Raw genomic sequence first — 19,072 nt, 5'->3', positions numbered from 1 at the left:
ACGACCCGGAACACCAGCGGTTCAGACCCACGAGGAGGTCGAAAATACCGCTCCGCCGGGGCGACTCGCGGAGTGCGCCGCACCGTGGCGGGGTGGAGAGTGGAACAGGCGGGGCGGACCGTGCCGCACAGCCTGCGGAGCCGCCGACCTGCCGGGAAGCGGGGCGAACGATGGACAGCGACGTCCCGGCGGCACGCCGGATCGTGGTCGGTGTGGACGGGTCGCCCGCCTCCCGGCAGGCATTGCGCTGGGCGGTCGGGCAGGCGCGGCTGACCGGCGCCGTCGTGGACGCGGTGCTCTGCTGGGTGCTCCCCACGATGTACGGGCGCGCGCCGATGTCCGTGGACCGTGAACTCGGGCACACCGCCGAGAAGGTCCTGGCCCAGGCGGTCGGCGCGACGGTCGGCGACGAGCGAGCGGCGGAGATCCGGGAGACGGCCGTTCTGGGGAACGCCGCCGAGGTCCTGGAGGAACGGTCTCACGGGGCCGATCTGCTGGTGGTGGGCAGCCGTGGCCACGGCGGCTTCGCGGGCGCCCTGCTCGGTTCGGTGAGCCGTCACTGCGTCCAGCACGCGGCGTGCCCGGTCGTCGTGATGCGCGGTGCCGATGGCTGACGACCTCGCGGAGGCCGTCCGGCGGGCGCGGTGGGACCGGTGGACCCAGGCCGGGGCGACGCACCGGGAGGCGGGGTGGCGGTCACCGCGGGCGGAGGCGGTCCACGTGCTGCACGTGGGAGTCGCCGTGGCGTCCGACCGGCCCGAGGGATCCCACGACGACCGAGCACCCCCGCACCCGGAGCAGCTGCCGCACGCACCACGCGCGCGCGGCCGACCGGCGGAGCAGTCCTCCGCCGCGCCGGTCACGCGGGCGCGGGCGAGCACCGGAGGCCGTGGAACCGACACACGGTCACGTACCCGGTCCAGATCCTGTCGGCCACGCAGCGCATGCAGGGAGCTTCCTCATGGGATCCACGCAGGACGACACCCACACCATCGTTGTCGGCATCGACGGCTCACCGTCCTCGTCGGCCGCACTGCACTGGGCACTCGAACACGCCCGGCTGGACGGCTCCACGGTGCACGCCGTGACCGCCTGGGACTACCCTCCGCTGACCGGCTGGGGCCTGTCGGTCCCCGGCCCCGAGATCGAGGAGGCGGCCCGTCTCAGCCTGGCGAACGCCGTGCAGCGCGAGGAGAGCGCGGAGAGCGCGGCAGCCCCTGCGGTGCCGGTCCGCCAGCACACCGTGTACGGCCACCCGGCCGAGGTGCTGCTGCGGGCCGCCCACGGGGCCCGGCTCCTGGTCGTCGGCAGCAGGGGCCTCGGAGGTTTCAAGGGCACCCTGCTCGGCTCCGTGAGCCGGCACTGCGTCGAACACTCCCCCTGCCCGGTGGTCGTCGTCCGCGGCACCTCCTGAGCCACCGCTCCGGGGGCCGGCCCCTCCCGGTCGATCACCACCGAGCCGTCCACGCCGACCTCCACGCACCGGACCTCGCACGGCTGTGGCCTGCTCGCTGAACGGTCGCGGCCCGGGGCGCTGCCGCCGTCGAGGTCGTCCGGTGCCCGGCGGAGGACCGCCGGGACCGGGCGACCGGCGCGGGACGGATCAGGGGGCGAGGTCCCGGCGGGCGAACAGCCGGAAGGCGACGGCGGTCCCGGTCAGGCCGACCGCCGCGAGGACGGCCACCGACCCCCAGGGAACGGACCCGTCGGCGAGCGCGTCGGCCGGCGTGTAGTAGTGGAACGGGCTGAGGTACCGCAGCGGCGCCGCCGGCGCCCAGGCGAGCGCCACGAAGTTCAGGGCGAAGCCGACCGCACCGAGGGCCACGGTCGCGCCGATGACGGGGGCCCGGTGCCGGCCCGCCGCCGAGAAGGCCAGCACCGGTCCGGTCAGGCAGAGCGCGAAAGCGCAGCCCAGCAGGCCGGCGGCGAAGACTCCGCCGATCGGCACGGCCTCGTGCAGCTTCGGTGACAACGCGACGCCGACCGCGATGGTCAGCGTCGCGGCGGCATTGAGCAGGATCGAGGCGGCCGCCAGGGCCGCGGTGCGTTCGGCGAGCAGCCGGGTGCGGGTGACCGGGCGGGTCATCAGCAGCTCGATGGTGCCCGACTCGATGTCGGCCGCAACGGCCGCGGCCCCCAGTGAGCCGATCGCGGTGAGCTGCATCGCGATCCAGAACGGGTGGGTGAGGCCGGCACCGAGAAGTCCCGGGTAGCTCGCGATGGACACGTCCCCGTTCGAGCCGCTGAACGCCCGGAAGGCACCGGGGGGCCGCCCTCCGCTGCCGAAGATCTGGCTCGGCGGGATCGTGCTGGTGATCACCACGATCAGGGTCTCGAACACGATCATGCCGAGCGCCAGCGCGACCAGCATCCGGCGGCGGCGGTGCAGCGCGAGCCAGACCAGCGGGAGCCGGGCGCTCACCGTTGCGCGGCTCATCGCCGGACCTCCGTCGTGGAGTCGGTGCCCGGGGTGCCCGGGGAGTCCGGGGTGCTCGGGGTGCCCGGTTGCCCGGTTGCCCGGTAGAGGTCGAGGAAGGCCTCGTCCAGTCCCGCCTCCTCGATGGTCAGGTCGGCCACCGGGAGGTCGGCGAGCAGGGCCCGCACGGCCCCCACCACCTCGTCCGGGGGCACCAGCAGCTCCACCCGTTCACCCTCCCAGCGGGGCGACCACCGCTCCGCCGGGCCCAGCGGCCGGGCACCCCGCCCGTCGGCGAACGTGAGCCGCACCCGCCTTGCCCGCGCCTGCCGCAGCTCGGACACGGACCGGACGGTGACCAGCCGGCCCTGCCGGACGATCGCCACCCGCCCGCAGGCCCGCTGGACCTCGGGGAGGACGTGACTGGACAGCAGGACGGTGCGGCCCTCGGCGGTCTCACCGGCGAGCAGCTCGAAGAAGCTCTCCTGGACCAGCGGGTCCAGCCCCTCCGTCGGTTCGTCCAGCACCACCAGTGCCGGCCGGTGCTGGAAGGCCTGGACGAGGCCCAGCTTCTGCTTCATGCCGCGCGAGTACTCCCCGACCGCGCGGTCCAGGTCGGCTCGCGAGAGGTTCAAACGGTCACAGAGCTCGGCCTGCCGGGGGACGGCGGCGCCCTGGACGGCGGCCAGCAGGTCGAGCGTCTGCCGGCCGGTGAGCTCCGGGTAGAGCCGCAGCTCACCGGGGAGGTAGCCGACCGAGCGCGCGAGCCGGCCGTGGTCCGCGACCGGGTCCAGCCCCAGCACCCTCACCTCCCCGGACGTCGGACGCAGCAGTCCGACCAGGCACCGCAGCGTGGTGGTCTTCCCGGCCCCGTTCGGCCCGAGCAGGCCGAACACCTCACCGGTGCCGATCTCGATGTCGAGCCCGTCGATGCCGACGGAGCGCCCGTACCGTTTGGTGAGCGAGCGGAGTTCGATCACCGGTCTGCTGTCAGGCATGTCGTTCCTCCCGTGCCGGCTGCGCACTCCGGAGGCTCGAACACCCCCTCCCGGCAACCGCCGCTCCGAGCGTGACGCCGCCGACCCCCCGCCGTCACGGGGCCGGACGTCCCTTGCGGAATCTCCACACCTCCGGAGCCGCCGCGCGGGTACGGAGCGGCTCAGTCACCGCCGATCCTGCGTCCGGTGATCTCGTCCGCCCGGATCCGCACCCAGAGCGGGCGGTCCCCGCCCGCCCACGGGGTGGTTCCGGGCAACCCCGCCAGCCGGCGCACCTCGTCGGCGTCCGTCACGTGCTGCGCCTCACCGAGGATCAGCACACTCCAGCCCCGGCGCAGCGAGTCGTCGATCCGGTCGACCTGGAAGGACACCGCGGCCCCGTCCTCCGGGGCCGCACCGCTCCGCACGGCCGTACGGAAGACGACCGTCCCGGCGTCCACCGCGTAGTTGACCGGGAAGACGGCCGGACCCGGCTCGACGGGCAGGGCGATCCGGCCCACGCCGTGGCCACCGATCCTGTCCCAGCACTCGGACGCGGTGAGGCGGAACAGCATGGGTCCGCGTCCGGGCCCCGGCTCCGCCTGCCCCGGCGGGGCGTCGGTGCGCCCGTCCACCAGGTCCTGGAGGGTGAGGCCCAGAGCGGCGGCGATCCGGACGAATCCACCCGGGTCGAAGTCCGGTCCCGCCTCCAGCAGGTACCGGAGGTACCGCGGCGCCATCGCCGCCTGTCGCGCCAGCATCTCCTCGGTGAGGCCGAGCAGGGTGCGGCGTTCGGTGATCCGGCGCGCCGTGTCGGCCGGGTCCGCCGGGTCCGCCGGGTCCGCCGGGTGCGCAACCCCGACCTCGTGCTCCTGGTCCATCCCGTTCTCCTTCGGCTCACCGGCGCCCGGTCACGTCCGGAAGAGTGCGACCTTGAGAGCGCCGTTGCCGCCCGCGTCGGCGAAGACGTCGTAGGCCTCCTGCATCTCGTCGAGGCCGAACCGGTGGGTGACCAGCCCGGAGACGTCGAGCCGGCCGGCGGCCAGCATGTCGAGCAGCAGCGGGGTGCTGCGGGTGTCGACCAGGCCGGTGGTGATGGTGACGTCGCGGATCCAGAGGTCCTCCAGGTGGAGCACGGCGGGCTTGCCGTGCACGCCGACGTTGGCCACCCGCCCGCCGGGGCGCACCACGCGGGTGCACAGCTCGAAGGACTCGGGGACGCCGACCGCCTCGATCGCCACGTCCGCCCCGAGCCCGTCCGGGCCAAGTGCGCGCACCGCTTCGGGGGTGGCCTCGGCGACGGTCAGCACGGTGTCGGCGCCCATCCGCTTCGCGGCGTCCAGGCGGCTCGCTGCGAGGTCGACCGCGATGATGCGGGCGGGGCTGTAGAGCCGGGCGGTGAGGATCGAAGCCAGGCCGATCGGGCCCGCACCGACGACCACGACGGTGTCGCCGGGGGTGATCCGGCCGTTCAGGACCCCGACCTCGTAGGAAGTGGGGAGGATGTCGGCGAGCAGGAGCGCGTCCTCGTCGGTCACGCCCGCGGGCAGCCGGTGCAGCGAGTTGTCGGCGAAGGGGGTGCGGACGTACTCGGCCTGGCAGCCGTCGACCAGATGGCCGAGGATCCACCCGCCGCCCCCGGTGCACTGACCGTAGCTGGCGGCGCGGCAGTAGGCGCAGCGGCCGCAGGCGGAGATGCAGGAGACCAGGACGCGGTCGCCCGCCTCGACGGTGCGCACGCCCGGTCCGGTCTCGACGACCGTGCCGACGGCCTCGTGGCCGAGGACGCGGCCGTCGGTCACCTCGGGTACGTCGCCCTTGAGAATGTGCAGGTCGGTGCCGCAGATGGTGACGGCGTCGACCCGGACGACGGCGTCCTCCGGGTCGCGGACGGCAGGGTCGGGGACGTCACCCCAGGTACGGCGGCCCGGTCCGTGGTAGGTCAGCGCTTTCATGTCCTGATCACTCCTGTCGGACGTCGGGCGCGCAACGGCACGTGCCGTCCCGTCTCCCCTCCAGCGTTCCCCCTGGGGCCGGTGGTCGCCATGGGGCGAACGGGGCCGGCCGCTGGGCCGATGGGCCCAGGCGGTCCCGCGGGGCAGGACGCGTCCGGGCGTCGCGTCTAGTCTGGCCATGGCACCCGGCAGGTCTCGGATCCCGGAGGAACCGGTGGGCAGCGCTTCGGAGAGCTCGACCCCTCTGCCGCAGCTGCGTCTCGACGAGCTGCTGGACGAGCTCCAGGCCAGGTTGGACGCCGCGCGCGGCACGCGCGACCGGGTGCACAGTCTGCTGGAGGCGGTCCTGGCGGTGGGCCGCGACCTGGACCTGGCCCAGGCCCTGCGGCACATCGTCGAAGCAGCGGTCACGCTGGTCGACGCCGAGTACGGTGCCCTCGGGGTGATCGGCGAGGACCAGCAGCTCTCCCAGTTCGTCCCGGTCGGCGTGACGGAGGAGCAGGTGAGGCGGATCGGACCCCTGCCCTCCGGCCACGGCGTCCTGGGCGAACTGATCCGCAACCCGGTGCCGCTGCGTCTCAGCCGCATCGCGGAGCACCCGGTGTCCTACGGGTTCCCGGCCCACCACCCGCCGATGAACAGCTTCCTCGGAGTGCCGATCCGGATCCGGGACAAGGTGTTCGGCAACCTCTACCTGACCGAGAAGCGCGGCGGCGGCGAGTTCGACGCCGAGGACGAGTCCGTGCTCGCCACCCTGGCCGTGGCGGCCGGGGTGGCGATCGACAATGCCCGTCTCTACGCCCGGGCCAGGCTGCGCGAACGCTGGCTGACGGCCAACACCGAGATCACCGGGAGGCTGCTGGCCGGAGCCTCCGAGCGGACGGTGCTCGGCCTGTTGGTCACCCGGGCGGCCGAGATCACCGGCGCCGACCTCGCGGTGGTGGCGCTGCCGCTGCCCGGTTCGGACGACCTGGAGGTCCGAATCGCCGTCGGCCTCGAAGAGACGCGTCACCTGGGCCTCGTCCTCCCACTGGACGGCTCCTTCGCCGGGGCCGCCGCCCGGACGGGTGGCCTGGTGGTGACCGGCAACGTCCGGCAGGACCCCCGCATCACTGCCGGGCCACCGCGCTGGGAGGGTCTGGGACCGGCGGTCGCGGTACCGATCGGCACCGCGGGGCACGGGCTCCGCGGGGTGCTGATGCTGGCCCGCGCAGCCGGCGCAGCGCTCTTCGGGGAGGACGAGTCCGGGCCGCTCCTGGGCTTCGCCGGCCAGGCAGCGGTGGCCATGGAGCTGGCGGAACGCCGCCGCGACTCGGAAAAGGTCGCCCTGCTCCAGGAGCGCGACCGGATCGCCCGTGACCTGCACGACCTGGCGATTCAACGCCTCTTCGCCACCGGGATGACCCTCCAGGGCGCCACCCGCTTCATCGACCACCCCGAGGCGACCGACCGGGTGCTGCGGGCGATCGACGACCTGGACGACACCGCGAAGACCATCAGGGCCACCATCTTCGGCCTACGGGCCCGCGAGACGGGCCCGGCCGCTGTCGGCCTGCGCGCGCGCGTGGTCGAGGTCGTCGATCGGGCGGCGCGGACGCTCGGCTTCACCCCCGGCCTGCGGATGACCGGACTGCTCGACGTCACCGTGCCGGCCGAGATCGCCGACGCGGTCGTCGCCGTCCTGGAGGAGGCGCTCTCCAACGCCGCCCGGCACGCCGCCGCGAGCAGGGTCGAGGTCTCGCTGACGGCCGGCGCGGAGCTGGCGCTCAACGTGACGGACAACGGTGGCGGGCTGCCCGAGGGCGGCCGGCGCAGCGGGCTGGCCAACCTGGCCGAGCGGGCCACCGGACTGGGTGGCACCTTCGCCGCCCGTGCACTGCCCGAGGGCGGCACCGAGCTGCTGTGGCGGGTCCCCCTGCCCCGGCCGTCCTAGGTCTTCCGGGGGTCGAGCACCTCGGCGGCCGCCAGTCGGGGTGTCGGCGTTCCCTCCGGACCGTAGCCGAGGCGGATCAGCATCTGCACGCACTCGGGCCCCGTGTGCGGCTCCCGGGCCTCCCGGCGCAGTTCCGGCCACTCCATCACCTGGTGCAGGAGCGAGGCCCGCACCTCGTGGACGGTGGCCGTCAGGAGGACGTGTTCCAGGCCGAGCCCGGTGCGCAGCCAGTCCTCGGGGCGGTCGTTGTCCGTGGTGAGCACCGCGAGGAGCGGCTCGTGCTCGAAGGTGGCGGGCCGCTGGTGCTCGGCGGGGCGCAGGGCGGCGAAGTCCCGCATGGGGAGGCGGCCGCCGCGGTCCTGCGGCCCGAGGGCGTGGGCCGGTATTCCGTACGGTGGTACGTCGCCGCTGCGGACCCAGTTGCGGCTCTCGGTCCGCTGGGCGGCATCGGTGGTGTTGCGGCGTTCGGCCTCCGCGGTGAGTTCGAGCAGCCGGGCCGTCTCCGCACGGCCGGGGAGGTGGAGGACCGTGCCCTCCGCCGCGGCCGCGGTCACCAACCGGTCGAGGACGTCCGGCGGGACAGGACGGTCGGTGAACGGGGTACGGATGGAGTGGCGCCGCCAGACGGCGGCGTAGAGGGCCTCGCTGCCGGGGAGCCGGACCGGGGACGCCGCGTCCAGCCGCACGGTGGCGAACAGGTCCGGCTCGGCGGGATCGGGCAGCAGCCGTACCTCCGGTGCCCAGCCGAGGTGGCGGGCGGCGACCCGAAGGTTCAGCACGGCCGCACCGACGGAGATGTGCATCGCCCGCCCCTGGGGGTCGGCGGCCGGGACGGCGCGCTCCCGCACCGCACGGACCTCCAGGACGGAGATCTCGGGGTCGAGCCGGAAGTGCCAGGGCTGGCTGTTGTGGATCGAGGGTGCGGCCACCGCGGCGGAGACCAGCTTCTCCAGGGCAGCGGCGTCGAGTGCGAGGGTGGGCATGGCGGTCTCCCTGGGGGTGCCGTCGACCGAGGGGGCGGCCCGCCGCCGGGGTACGTCCTCGCGGGCTTCCCGGCCGGGCGGGGTGGGCCTGTGGCCCCGCCTCCACCGTGCACCGGGGCGGCGGGCCGCCGCTTGGGCCGACCGGCCCATCCGGGCGGGCCGGGCGGGCTCAGTGCGGCCGCTGGTGCTGCGGCTGGTGCTCGGTGTCCGTGTGGGCGGCGAGCACGGCCGCCTGGAGACGCCGCTCCACGCCGAGCTTGGCGAGCAGCCGGGAGACGTGGTTCTTGACGGTCTTCTCGGCGAGGTAGAGCTCCTGGCCGATCTGCCGGTTGGTCTTGCCCTCGCCGACCAGGACGAGGATCTCCTTCTCGCGCGGGGTCAGTTGGGCGAGCGCGGCCTCGGTGGGGCTCTCCTCGTGGTGGCGCAGGCTCTCCATCAGCTTGCGGGTGGTCGCCGGATCGAGCATGGACTGCCCGGCGGCCACCGTCCGCACCGCGCCGACCAGGTCGACACCCTTGACCTGCTTCAGCACGTAGCCCGCCGCGCCCGCCATGATCGCGTCCAGCAGCGCGTCGTCGTCGTCGAACGAGGTCAGCATCAGGCACGCCAGCTCCGGCATCCGGTCGCGCAGCTCGCGGCAGACGGTCACCCCGTCGCCGTCGGGCAGCCGCACGTCCAGGACGGCGACATCGGGCCGCAGGGCCGGAACGCGGGCCAGCGCCTGCGCGCAGGTGCCGGCCTCGCCCACGACCTCCAGGTCGGGCTCCGCCTCCAGCAGGTCGCGCACCCCGCGCCTGACCACCTCGTGGTCGTCCAGCAGGAACACCCGTACGCGCTGCGCGGGGTCTGCGGGCCGAACGGGCTCGGTCGCGTCCATCGCCGGCACTCCTCCGGTTGGCGTCGTCACCCCACGATTCTGCGCGCCCGGCCGCCGCGGCGCACCGGAGGAACCGGGCCCCCCGTGCGGGGCCGCGTGGCACGCCGCCCTCCTGGGGGCCGGGTGGGCGACGGTCTCGGCCGGTGTGCCGTCCGGGATGCTGTGGTTCGTCGTGCTCACTCGTCCTGCACGGCGGCCGGTCGGCGCAGCCGGCGCAGGTAGGGGTCGAAGGAGGGGCGGGGTTCCAGCCTGATCCGGGCGTCGACGCAGATGACGCCGTCGGGGCGGGCGATCAGGGGGTTGAGGTCGGCCTCGACGAGTTGGGGGAGGTCGGCGGCGAGCCGGGAGATCCGGGCGAGTACGTCACGGACCGCCGCGAGGTCGACCGGAGGTGCGCCCCGGTAGCCCAGCAGCAGTGGTGCGCCTCGTAGTTCGGTGACCATGGCGGTGAGATCGTGCTCGGTGAGCGGGGCCAGGCGGGCGGTACGGTCGGCGAGGACGTCGGCAGTGGTGCCGCCCATACCGAGGACGACGAGCGGACCGAAAACGCGGTCCTGGACGACGCCGACGAGCAGTTCGAGCCCCGGGGCGGCCATCGGCTGCACCACCGCGCCGCTCAGCCGTCCGCCGAAGCGTTCGCCGAACTCGCGGAAGACGGCCCGGGCCTGGGCGTCCGTGGCCAGGCCGGTGCGCACCGCTCCGGCGGCGCTCTTGTGGACCTGGCCGGGCCAGTACGCCTTCAGCACGACCTCTCCTCCGTGCCCGAGGCCGCGCAGGCCTCGGGCGGCCGCCACCGCGCTGTGTTCGTCCCGTGCCCAGACCGAGGTGGTCAGCGGCAGTCCGTAGCAGTCCAGCAGGTCGGCCGTGCTCAGCGGGTCGAGCCAGCCGCCGTCCGGCTCGGCAACGAGGTGGGCCTCGACCAGGGCCCTGGCGGCCTTCGGATCACAGCCCGGCGGGTCCGCCTCCGCGGTGGACGGTTCGGCGAGCCACCGGGCGCGGTCACGGGCGTGGGCCAGCGCACGGGCGGCGGCCACCGTGTCGGAGTACGACGGCAGCCGGCCGCCGTCGTCGCACGTCAGGTGGCGGACGGGCACCTGTTGGTCGAGCAGGACGGCGACGATCGGGATCCGGCGCCGGGCCGGGCCGTCGAGCAACGCCCGCACCGGATCACCGTCGGTCGCCGTCGCGAGGGCGGTGGGGACGAGGCAGACCAGCAGGGCGTCGACGGCCCGACTGTGCTCCACCGCCTTGAGGCAGCGGGCCAGTTCGGCCGGGCCGACCGCTGCCGTGGTGTCGACCGGGTTTCGGGCCGAGGCACCTTCGGGGAGCGACTCCAGGAGATCGGGAGCGAGCTCGGGCAGCAGCAGTCCGGCGTCGGCGCAGGCGTCGGCGGCGAGGATGCCGATGCCGCCCGCGTTGGACACGACGGCGACCGCGCCGCGCGGGGCGGGAAGCGGCTGGGCGTACAACAGTGCTGCCGTGCCGACGAGTTCGTCGATGCTGCGGGTCGCGGTGATCCCGGCCTGCCGGAACAGCGCCTCGCGGGTGACGGTGGGGGTGGCCGCGGCCGCCGTGTGCGAGGCGGCGCCGCGCCGGCCGGCGGTCGAGCGGCCGGCATCGACGGTCAGGACGGGCAGCTTCCGCGTCACGCGGCGGGCGGTTCGGCCGAAGGCCCGCGGGTTGCCGAAGGACTCCAGGTGCAGCAGCACCAGCTCGGTACGGCCGTCGCCCTCCCACCACCGGAGCAGGTCGTTGCCGCTGACGTCGTACTTGTCGCCGAGCGAGACGAAGCCCGAGACACCGATGCCGAGCCAGGCCAGTCGCTCCAGCAGCGCGATGCCGACTCCCCCGGACTGGACGGCGACGCCGGCCGTTCCGGGCAGCGGGAACGCCCCTCCGAACTCGGCATCCAGCCGGACGGCGGGGTCGGTCTGGGCCACACCGAGACTGTTCGGGCCGACCATCCGCATGCTGTGGCGGCGGCAGGCCCGCATCAGCTGCCGCGACTCGGCCTGCCCCAGCCCGGCGGTGAGCACCACCAGCGCCCGGACACCGGCCCGTCCGCACTCCTCGGCGGCACCTGCCACGACCCCGGGCGGCACGGCCAGCACCACGAGGTCCGGAACGGCCGGCAGAGCACCCACCGACGGGTAGGAGCGCTCGCCCGCCACTTCCTGGGCCTTGGGGTTGACCACCCACAGGGGCCCGGTGAAGCCCCCGTCGCGGATCTTCCGCAGCACGGTCCGGCCGACCGACCCCGGTCGGCGCGAGGCTCCGAGGACCGCGACCGATGCCGGCCGCAACAGCGGGCCCAGGCTGGCGACGTCAGCACGGCGCCCTCGCCCGTCCACCGCCTCGCGGTAGTGCTCGTCCGTCTCGTCCAACGGCACCCGCACCCGGATCTCACCCTGTTCGAGGCGACGGTGCACGGGCAGCCCGAGGTCGGCGAAGACGCGGTGGACACCCCGGTTGCCGGCCAGGGTGTCGGCCTCGAAGACGCGGACGCCCCGGCCGCGTGCGGCATGGACCAAGTGCTCCAGCAGCAGGGTCGCCACGCCCCGGCGGTGCCACTCGTCCGCGACCGCCAGTGCCAGCTCGGCGGTGGCCGGGTCGTCCAGGGCCTCGCAGTCGGCCTCCCCGATCAACTCCCCTCCCGCCCAGGCGCCGAGTGCGAGCAGGCCGGGCCGGCCGTCGGTGCACAACCGCTCCGCGGCCAGCTCCGGCGCCCGCCGGCTGGCACCGAAGAAGCGCAGCCGCCGGCTTTCGGCCGACATCCGGTCGGCGTGCAGGCCGAGGACGGCGTCGCGGTCCGACGGGGCGATCGGGCGGATCTCGACCGTCGTCCCGTCGGCGATCAGCGCCTCGACGGCCGGCGGCGGGTGCGGGACGGTGGACATGGCGCCTCCTCGGCCTCGGACCGGTGGTGCGGACAGATCCAGCGTCCGCACCCCTGCGCGCCCTCCGGAAGGGCCGACCGGCCCACCTTCGGGACGGAATCCGGCGGACCGTTCGGCGCCGCGCGCGACCCGGCCGGCCCCTCGCACCGCTCCCGCCCGCCACCGACCCTGGAGTCGTGCCGGTCGACCGGTCCGGTACCGGGGCCACGCCCTCGAACGGGCGCCGTTCCCGTGGCAGCACCCCGAACGGTTCGGGCCTCGAAAGGAGCGGGCCATGTTCATGGCACTCACGGGCGGGGACCAGCCTCGGGGCCGTCCCTTCCGGTCCGACGAGGCCGACGACGCCCCGGCCGGTCCGGGCGACCTCGGACGCCGGATCGCCCTGCGTCGTCGACAGCTCGGACTCAGCCGTGCGGAGACGGCCGCGAGGGCCGGCATGGCGGAGGGCTTCCTGGAGTACCTGGAGTCGTCACCGGCCACCATCGGGAGCGGAGCGCTGATCAGGCTGGCCGACGCCCTCGGCACGTCCGCCACGCAGCTCCTCGGCGGCGATCTCGCGCTACCGCCCGGGTGGGCGGCGGCCACCGCCCACCCCGTCCTGACCGAGCTGTCGGCCCCGGAGTGTTGGGGCAGACTGGCTCCGGGCGGCGTCGGGCGGGTCGCCCTGAGCACGGCCGAGGGCCCGGTGGTGCTCCCGGTCAACTACCGCGTCCTCGACGGGACGCTGATCTTCCGCACCGCCGCCAGAAGCACCCTCGCCGCCGCCCGGGGCCTCCGGATCGCCTTCGAGGTCGACCGGATCGACGACTCGGCGCGCACCGGCTGGAGCGTCCTGGCCGTCGGCGACGCCGCCGCCTTCGACGAACCGGAAGCCGTCGAACGGCTCCTCCGCCGGGGCAGCCCGGACCCGTGGGCCGGAGGGCCGCGCGAGGTGTGGATCCGCCTCAGGCCGACGTCCCTGACCGGCCGGTCCATCCGCACGGCGGAGGAGGGACCGCGCGCGGACACCGCCGAATGAGCGCCCCGTCGCCGCGTTGCGCAGACTGGAGGGACGCCGACAGCACGGAGGCCGCCGCGTGGAGCCGGAGACCCTCACCACGACCACGACAGCCGGCGCGGCGATGCCCGACCCGTGGACCCTGCGGTACCAAGGCTTCGACCCGGCCGGGGAGGGTCTTCGGGAAGCACTCTGCGCGGTCGGAAACGGCTACGTCGTCACCCGCGGCGCCGCGCCCGAGTCGACGGCCGACGGGGTCCACTACCCGGGCACGTACCTGGCCGGCTGCTACGACCGCGCGTCCTCGATGCTCGCCGGCCGGGCGGTCACCAACGTGGACCTGATCAACACCCCGAACTGGCTGCCCCTGACCTTCCGCCCGGCCGGCGGCGCATGGTTCACCGGCCCGCCCGCCGAGCAGACCCTGGAGCTGGACCTCCGGCGCGGTCTGCTGACCCGGCACGCCCTCGTCGTCGACACCGACGGGCGCCGGACACAGCTGGTCCAACGCCGCCTCGCCAGCCAGGCGCAGCCGCACCTGCTCGCGCTGGAGACCACCCTCTCCCCCGAGAACTGGTCCGGCCCGCTGGAGATCCGCTCCGCCCTGGACGGCACCGTGACCAACACCGGGGTCGCCCGCTACCGCGGCCTGACCGCACGCCACCTGGTACCGTCCGGCCACGGCGTGGACGAGGACGGGACACTCTGGCTGGAGGTCGCGGCCACCGGCTCGCCGCTGCGCATCGCCCTCGCGGCCCGGACCCGCCTGTACCGGGCGGGCGTGGCCGTCGACGCCGACCACCGATGCGAGTTCCGGGACGGCTGGGCGGCGCAGACCCTCAGCACGGACACCCGGCCCGGCCGTCCGGTAACGGTCGAGAAGACGGTCGCCGTCCACACCTCGCACGACCCCGCGATCACGGCACCGCCGGAGGCATCCCGCCTGCTCGCCGCAGAGGCCCCCGGCTTCGGCCCCTTGCTGGCCGCACACTCCTCGCGCTGGGCCGAGTTGTGGCGGCGCTGCCGGATCGACGCGGACTTCGACGGCGCCGGCCCGCTGCACCTGGACCTGTTCCACCTGCTCCAGACGTACTCGGAGCACTCCGTCGACCTCGACGTCGGCATCCCGGCCCGGGGGCTGCACGGGGAGGCGTACCGCGGGCACGTGTTCTGGGACGAGCTGTTCGTCCTCCAACTGCTCAACCTGCGCTTCCCCGAACTGGCGCGAGCCGTCCTGCACTACCGCCACCGCCGTCTGGACGCCGCCCGGCAGGCCGCCCGCGAGGTCGGCCTGCGCGGTGCGATGTACCCGTGGCAGAGCGCGATCGACGGCCGCGAGGAGTCCCAGCGGCTCCATCTGAACCCCCTCTCGGGCCGCTGGCTGCCCGACCACAGCCACCTCCAGCGGCACGTCGGCTCGGCCGTTGCCTACAACGTCTGGCAGTACTACCAGGCCACCGGGGACCTCGACTTCCTCGCCGGGGCCGGCGCCGAGACCTTGCTGGAGATCGCCCGCTTCTGGTGCTCCGCCGCGAGCTGGGACCGTGACCGTGAGCGCTGGTCGATCCGCGGGGTGCTCGGCCCGGACGAGTACCACGACGCCTACCCCTGGGCGGACACCCCCGGCCTGGACGACAACACCTACACCAACGTCCTCGCCTCCTGGGTGCTGGCGCGCGCCCTGGACACCGTCCACGTCCTGCCCGGCCGCCGGCGCGACGAACTGCTGGAACGGCTGGCCATCGACGACACCGAACTCGACCGCTGGCGCGAGGTGGGCCGACGGTTGCACGTCCCCTTCCACGACGGTGTGCTCAGCCAGTTCGACGGCTACGAGCGGCTCGCCGAACTCGACTGGACCAGGTACCGGAGCCGATACCCCGACCTGCGCCGGCTCGACCGGCTCCTGGAGGCCGAGGGCGACACCACCAACCGCTACCGGGTGTCCAAGCAGGCCGACGTCCTCATGCTCTGGTACCTGTTCTCCGCCCGCGAGGTCCGCGACCTGCTCCGGCACCTCGGCCACCCCGCCGGACACGAGCTGCTGCGCCGCACCACCGGCTACTACCTGCGGCGCACCGTGCACGGCTCCACGCTCAGCTCGGTGGTGCACGCCTGGGTGCTCACCCGATCCGACCGCCGCGCCTCCTGGCGCCACTTCCGCGACGCCCTGACCGCGGACCTCCGGGACTCCCAGGGCGGCACCACCGCCGAGGGCGTCCACCTCGGCGCCATGGCCGGCGCGGTCGACCTCCTGCAACGCTGCTACACCGGCCTGGAGATCCGCGAGGACGCGCTCTGGCTGGACCCGCACCTGCCGTCCGCCCTCGGCCGGCTGGAGCTGGAGCTGCGCTACCGCGGCCACTGGGGCGTGGTGATCGCCACCGACCGCCGCACGGTGACGGTGAGCCTTCGCGAGAGTCACCAGGATCCCGTCCGGATCCGGTTCCGCGGCACCCCGGTCCTCGTCCGGCCCGGTGAGAGCCGGGTCTTTCCGCTCTGAACCGTCCGGAAGGCCTCGCTCAGCTCCGCCCGGACCAGAGCGGTTCGACCTGCTCCCACTCGGGTTCCCAGCTCATCTCGGCCCGGCGCCCCAGCGTGCGGCGGCGCAGCGCGTAGGCGCCGGCCGCCACGGCGGAGAGCCCGGTCGCCGTGCCGAGGCCGGCCGCCACGGCGTCCGAGGTGATCGCCTGCCGATCCTCGGCCGGTGCGGCAGGACGGCCCCCGTCGTCCACCTGGATCGGCACGGCCGTTCCGGACGTGGTGCCGGCCGGCACCACGATCAGGCCGCTGCCCGCCACGGCCCGCGGCACGTTCCAGGTCGCCGGGGCCCGGGCCCGGCCACCTCCCGTCCTGAACCCGTCGGACTGCGCCGGGCCGGTGGTCGTCGCCGTCACGGCGTGGCGGTGCCGGGCCGTCTGCTGCGCCGTCCGGCTCTCGCCCCGGAACACCAGCAGCGCGATCACGGAAGCCACCACCAGAGCCCCGAGGAGCGTCAACGTCACCATGACGGCGAGGCGGCTGAAGGCCCTGTCCACCCGCCGGCACAGCGGGCTCGGATCCCGGCCGACGGCGCGGCGGAGGTGACGCCACGGGGTGGTGCGCGTGGCCGGGTGCACACGGGTCACGGACGACGCTTGCACGGCGCGCCTCCTCACGGCGATGCGGACCGGTGGCTCCACTCTTCTCGGCGTCCGGGACCTCTCCAAGGGCCGGGAGGTCCGGCCGTCCGGCTCCCCGGCACCTTCGAAAGGGGTCTCATGGCCCCCGCTCCGGGGGCGCCCGGCCCTGCCCGCACGCGCCGAGCGTGATGCCGTCGCCCCCGCGGAGGCTGCCGCGGACGAGGGGGGCCGGTCCCGGTCGGGGAGGGCCGACCGGCCCTGCCACCGCTGCCCCGGTCCTTCTAGCGTGGACGTAGGACCGGATCCGGGCCTCCGGTCGCCCGACCCGTGGAGGAGCCATGACATCCCCGACCTCCGGTGGGAACCGTCCGATCGTCCTCGGCGTCGATGCCGTGGCCGCCGGGCGGATGACCGCCGTCTGGGCCGCCGACGAGGCCGACCGCCGTGGCCTGCCGTTGCGCCTGGTGCACGCGGTCCCGGTCCAGTTCCGCGAACTTCACGCCCACGACGAGGGCCACTACCGCAAGGCGCTGCGCGAACGCGGCGACGAGGCCCTGGACCTGGCCGCCACGGCGGTCCGCGAGCGGCACCCCGGCCTGACCGTGACCACGTCCGTGACCGAGGACGTCCCCGCCCTGGCGCTGTGCCGGGAGTCGGCCCACGCCGCGCTCGTCGTCCTCGGCTCGCGCGGGCTCAACCGGGCCGAGGAGGTGCTGAGCACGTTCTCCGTGACCGTCCCGGTCAGCGCCCAGGCCCGCTGTCCGGTCGCGGTCGTGCGCGAGCCCGAGCACGTGACCCAGGATCCGCCGTACGTGGTCGTGGGGGTCGACGGCAGTCCGTCCTCGGCGGCGGCCGTCGACGCAGCCTTCGAGGTCGCCGCGCGGCGGGAGGCGTGCCTCCGGGCACTCTGGGTGTGGCAGTCCCCGCTGATCAGCCGGGTCGACGAGGCGTCCGCCGTCAGGACGCTGCAGCGCCAGCTCCACGAGACCACGGCCGGCAACCACACCCTCCGCCCCGACGTCCGACTGACCCACGAGGTGATCCGCGGCCACCCCGTCGAGGAGCTGGCCACGGCCTCGGCGCACGCGCTCGCGGTCGTCGTGGGACGCCGCGGTGACGGCGGCTTCACCGGCATGCGGCTCGGCTCCGTCCCGCACGGCCTGCTCCACCGCGCCCACTGCCCGGTGCTCGTCGTGCCCACGGCCCGCCGGAGCCCGGGATGATGCCGAGCAGACCGCACCGGCCCGGCTACCGCGAAGGAGGCCGTCCGGTACGGACCGGGCAGCCGGACGGCCGGACGGCCGGACGGCCGGGAAGCACGGGACGGGACCGCGCGACCCTCTGCACTTCTGCCGTCCGCCGAGGTCCTGCCTAGGGTGGAAGGGCGGGAGACACCCGTGTCGTCCCCCGGCCCGGGGCCGCTCGGGTGACCGCCGGCCCGCCGCGACGGAATGTTCAGCAGGCCGACCGAAGGCAGGCTCGATGGACCAGGAGGAAGGACCGACGCCGCCGGACGTGCCCGATCCGGACCACCGGATCGACGACGAGCTGGATCGGATCGTCGGACGTCTGCGGACCCTGGCCAACGCCCGGGACCGTTTCCAGGACTTGCTGGACGCGGTGCTGGCGGTGGGCCGGGAGCTGGAACTGCCGGTCGTGCTGCACCGGGTGATCACCGCGGCGATGGGCCTGGTGGACGCCCGCTACGGCGCACTGGGCGTGCTGAGCGAGGACGGCGGACAACTGGAGGAGTTCATCCCCGTCGGGCTGAGCGAGCAGGAGCTGGCGGGCCTCTCCGACGTCGCGCTTCCGCACGGGCGCGGCCTCCTGGGGCACCTCATCGAACATCCCGAGCCGCTGCGGGTCGCCGACATCGGCGCCCACCCGCGGTCGGCGGGCTTCCCCCCGGGCCACCCGCCGATGCGGACCCTGCTCGGGGTGGCGGTCACCTCCCGGGGGCGCGTCTACGGCAACCTGTACCTGTCCGAACGGCGTGACGGGCGCCCGTTCGACCACCACGACCAGGACATCGTCGTGGCGCTCGCCGGCGCGGCCGGCCTCGCGATCGAGAACGCCCGCCTCTACCGGCAGGTCCGCACCAACGCCGAGTACTTCCAGCGCCTCCTCCTGCCCCGGCTACCCGAGCTGGCGCCCTTGTCCGTCGCCGCGATCTACCGCCCCGCCACGGCCCCGGACCACATCGGTGGCGACTGGTACGACGCCCTGGCGCTCCCCGACGGCGCCTGTGCGCTGGTCATCGGCGACGTCGTCGGACACGACCTGAGGGCCGCCGCCGCGATGGCCCGGATCCGCAACATGCTGTGCGCCCTGCTCTACGACCGCCGCACCCCGCCCAGCGCCGTCCTGACGCAGCTCGACCGCACCCTCCAGGCGATCACCGACAACCCGATCACCACCACCTGCCTCGCCCGCATCGAACCCGCCGAGGACGGTTGGACGCTGCGCTGGAGCACCGCAGGACACCCTCCTCCGCTCCTGATACCGCCCGACGGCCCCGCCCGGTACCTGCACGCCGACCCCGGCCTGCCCCTCGGTGTCGACCCGGACGTGCCCCGCCCGGACCACGTCCGCCCGCTCCCCGCCGGCAGCACGCTCGTGTTGTTCACCGACGGCCTGGTCGAGCGCCCCGACCGCCCCCTCGACACCGGCCTGACCGCCCTCGCCCGCATCGCCACCAGCCACGCCGACCTGCCCCTGGACGACCTGTGCCGGAGGCTGGCGGACGCCCGCCTGGGAGACGGCCGCGACGATCTCGCCGTCCTCGCCCTGCGCACTCCGACGACCTGATCCCCACCGGCCCCGACGCGCTCGGCACGAACCGCCCGCCGGGAGCCTCCGGGAGAGCGGCCGGCCAGGGGGACGCCACCATCACCGACCGTGCGCGGGACGTCCTG

The 19,072-nt window shown here is 74.7% G+C and carries 15 protein-coding genes; 7 read left to right on the top strand and 8 right to left on the bottom strand.

Annotated elements, in window-relative coordinates; all coding sequences use genetic code 11:
* The first annotated feature begins 170 nt into the window (after window positions 1-170).
* Together OH807_RS38620 and OH807_RS38615 are read left to right on the top strand one after the other, a co-directional pair.
* Window positions 171-614 (top strand): universal stress protein, encoded by a 444-nt coding sequence (locus OH807_RS38620; RefSeq protein ID WP_406209317.1) that lies wholly within the window; start codon window positions 171-173, stop codon window positions 612-614.
* A 347-nt stretch (window positions 615-961) separates the two neighbouring features.
* The gene (locus tag OH807_RS38615; protein ID WP_406209314.1) at window positions 962-1,414 is read left to right on the top strand and encodes a universal stress protein; all 453 of its coding nucleotides are present in this window, start codon (window positions 962-964) and stop codon (window positions 1,412-1,414) included.
* A gap of 189 nt (window positions 1,415-1,603) precedes the next feature.
* Here the strand turns inward: OH807_RS38615 and OH807_RS38610 are convergent, their stop codons facing one another.
* From OH807_RS38610 to OH807_RS38595, 4 genes are all read right to left on the bottom strand, one after another.
* A complete protein-coding gene (locus OH807_RS38610; RefSeq protein ID WP_406209311.1) occupies window positions 1,604-2,437 on the bottom strand; it encodes an ABC transporter permease subunit in 834 nt (277 codons plus the stop codon).
* On the bottom strand, window positions 2,434-3,414 hold the full coding sequence (locus OH807_RS38605; RefSeq protein ID WP_406209308.1) for an ABC transporter ATP-binding protein: 981 nt from the start codon (window positions 3,412-3,414) through the stop codon (window positions 2,434-2,436). The genes OH807_RS38610 and OH807_RS38605 overlap by 4 nt, the downstream gene beginning before the upstream one ends.
* Window positions 3,415-3,575: 161 nt before the next feature.
* Complete coding sequence (locus OH807_RS38600; protein ID WP_406209305.1) at window positions 3,576-4,274, bottom strand: helix-turn-helix domain-containing protein; 699 nt, start codon at window positions 4,272-4,274, stop codon at window positions 3,576-3,578.
* Between the two features lie 30 nt (window positions 4,275-4,304).
* A complete protein-coding gene (locus OH807_RS38595) occupies window positions 4,305-5,348 on the bottom strand; it encodes a zinc-dependent alcohol dehydrogenase family protein (protein ID WP_406209302.1) in 1,044 nt (347 codons plus the stop codon).
* 214 nt (window positions 5,349-5,562) lie between these two features.
* On the opposite strand from OH807_RS38595, the gene OH807_RS38590 reads away from it, so the two are divergent.
* Window positions 5,563-7,281 carry a GAF domain-containing protein gene (locus tag OH807_RS38590; RefSeq protein WP_406209299.1) on the top strand — a complete coding sequence of 573 codons (1,719 nt, stop codon included), beginning with the start codon at window positions 5,563-5,565 and terminating at the stop codon, window positions 7,279-7,281.
* Here OH807_RS38590 and OH807_RS38585 read toward each other — a convergent pair.
* The 3 genes from OH807_RS38585 to OH807_RS38575 all read right to left on the bottom strand — a co-directional run bounded on the left by OH807_RS38585 (window position 7,278) and on the right by OH807_RS38575 (window position 12,038).
* Window positions 7,278-8,264 (bottom strand): Acg family FMN-binding oxidoreductase, encoded by a 987-nt coding sequence (locus OH807_RS38585; protein WP_406209296.1) that lies wholly within the window; start codon window positions 8,262-8,264, stop codon window positions 7,278-7,280. The two genes, OH807_RS38590 and OH807_RS38585, sit on opposite strands and share 4 nt — an antisense overlap.
* Window positions 8,265-8,433: 169 nt before the next feature.
* Window positions 8,434-9,141 (bottom strand): response regulator, encoded by a 708-nt coding sequence (locus OH807_RS38580; RefSeq protein WP_406209293.1) that lies wholly within the window; start codon window positions 9,139-9,141, stop codon window positions 8,434-8,436.
* A 176-nt stretch (window positions 9,142-9,317) separates the two neighbouring features.
* Window positions 9,318-12,038, bottom strand: coding sequence for a GNAT family N-acetyltransferase (locus OH807_RS38575; RefSeq protein ID WP_406209291.1), 2,721 nt, complete (start codon window positions 12,036-12,038; stop codon window positions 9,318-9,320).
* Window positions 12,039-12,312: 274 nt separating this feature from the next.
* Here OH807_RS38575 and OH807_RS38570 point away from each other — a divergent pair, with 274 nt between their 5' ends.
* Both OH807_RS38570 and OH807_RS38565 read left to right on the top strand, forming a co-directional pair.
* The gene (locus OH807_RS38570; protein ID WP_406209288.1) at window positions 12,313-13,056 is read left to right on the top strand and encodes a helix-turn-helix domain-containing protein; all 744 of its coding nucleotides are present in this window, start codon (window positions 12,313-12,315) and stop codon (window positions 13,054-13,056) included.
* 58 nt (window positions 13,057-13,114) lie between these two features.
* Window positions 13,115-15,538 (top strand): glycoside hydrolase family 65 protein, encoded by a 2,424-nt coding sequence (locus OH807_RS38565; RefSeq protein ID WP_406209286.1) that lies wholly within the window; start codon window positions 13,115-13,117, stop codon window positions 15,536-15,538.
* 19 nt (window positions 15,539-15,557) lie between these two features.
* On the opposite strand, the gene OH807_RS38560 is transcribed toward OH807_RS38565, so the two are convergent.
* Entirely contained in the window at window positions 15,558-16,043 is a 486-nt protein-coding gene (locus tag OH807_RS38560; RefSeq protein ID WP_406209283.1) for a hypothetical protein, read from the bottom strand.
* A gap of 452 nt (window positions 16,044-16,495) precedes the next feature.
* Here OH807_RS38560 and OH807_RS38555 point away from each other — a divergent pair, with 452 nt between their 5' ends.
* Together OH807_RS38555 and OH807_RS38550 are read left to right on the top strand one after the other, a co-directional pair.
* Window positions 16,496-17,380, top strand: a complete 885-nt coding sequence (locus OH807_RS38555) for a universal stress protein (RefSeq protein ID WP_406209280.1) — start codon at window positions 16,496-16,498, stop codon at window positions 17,378-17,380.
* 259 nt (window positions 17,381-17,639) lie between these two features.
* Complete coding sequence (locus OH807_RS38550; protein ID WP_406209277.1) at window positions 17,640-18,965, top strand: PP2C family protein-serine/threonine phosphatase; 1,326 nt, start codon at window positions 17,640-17,642, stop codon at window positions 18,963-18,965.
* Window positions 18,966-19,072 lie beyond the last annotated feature (107 nt).

Source organism: Kitasatospora sp. NBC_01560 (genome assembly GCF_045208415.1).
GTDB lineage: Bacteria > Actinomycetota > Actinomycetes > Streptomycetales > Streptomycetaceae > Kitasatospora.
The sequence above is the reverse complement of the archived record's forward strand: the minus strand, read 5'-3'. Positions and strand labels throughout refer to the sequence as shown.

What these genes read in the sequence shown, in the direction of transcription:
- OH807_RS38615 (WP_406209314.1), top strand. Translation starts at nt 962, where the DNA reads ATGGGATCCACGCAGGACGACACCCACACCATCGTTGTCGGCATCGAC.
- OH807_RS38580 (WP_406209293.1), bottom strand. Translation starts at nt 9,141, where the DNA reads ATGGACGCGACCGAGCCCGTTCGGCCCGCAGACCCCGCGCAGCGCGTA.
- OH807_RS38560 (WP_406209283.1), bottom strand. Translation starts at nt 16,043, where the DNA reads ATGGTGACGTTGACGCTCCTCGGGGCTCTGGTGGTGGCTTCCGTGATC.
- OH807_RS38605 (WP_406209308.1), bottom strand. Translation starts at nt 3,414, where the DNA reads ATGCCTGACAGCAGACCGGTGATCGAACTCCGCTCGCTCACCAAACGG.
- OH807_RS38610 (WP_406209311.1), bottom strand. Translation starts at nt 2,437, where the DNA reads ATGAGCCGCGCAACGGTGAGCGCCCGGCTCCCGCTGGTCTGGCTCGCG.
- OH807_RS38570 (WP_406209288.1), top strand. Translation starts at nt 12,313, where the DNA reads ATGTTCATGGCACTCACGGGCGGGGACCAGCCTCGGGGCCGTCCCTTC.
- OH807_RS38600 (WP_406209305.1), bottom strand. Translation starts at nt 4,274, where the DNA reads ATGGACCAGGAGCACGAGGTCGGGGTTGCGCACCCGGCGGACCCGGCG.
- OH807_RS38575 (WP_406209291.1), bottom strand. Translation starts at nt 12,038, where the DNA reads ATGTCCACCGTCCCGCACCCGCCGCCGGCCGTCGAGGCGCTGATCGCC.
- OH807_RS38555 (WP_406209280.1), top strand. Translation starts at nt 16,496, where the DNA reads ATGACATCCCCGACCTCCGGTGGGAACCGTCCGATCGTCCTCGGCGTC.
- OH807_RS38595 (WP_406209302.1), bottom strand. Translation starts at nt 5,348, where the DNA reads ATGAAAGCGCTGACCTACCACGGACCGGGCCGCCGTACCTGGGGTGAC.
- OH807_RS38620 (WP_406209317.1), top strand. Translation starts at nt 171, where the DNA reads ATGGACAGCGACGTCCCGGCGGCACGCCGGATCGTGGTCGGTGTGGAC.
- OH807_RS38550 (WP_406209277.1), top strand. Translation starts at nt 17,640, where the DNA reads ATGGACCAGGAGGAAGGACCGACGCCGCCGGACGTGCCCGATCCGGAC.
- OH807_RS38585 (WP_406209296.1), bottom strand. Translation starts at nt 8,264, where the DNA reads ATGCCCACCCTCGCACTCGACGCCGCTGCCCTGGAGAAGCTGGTCTCC.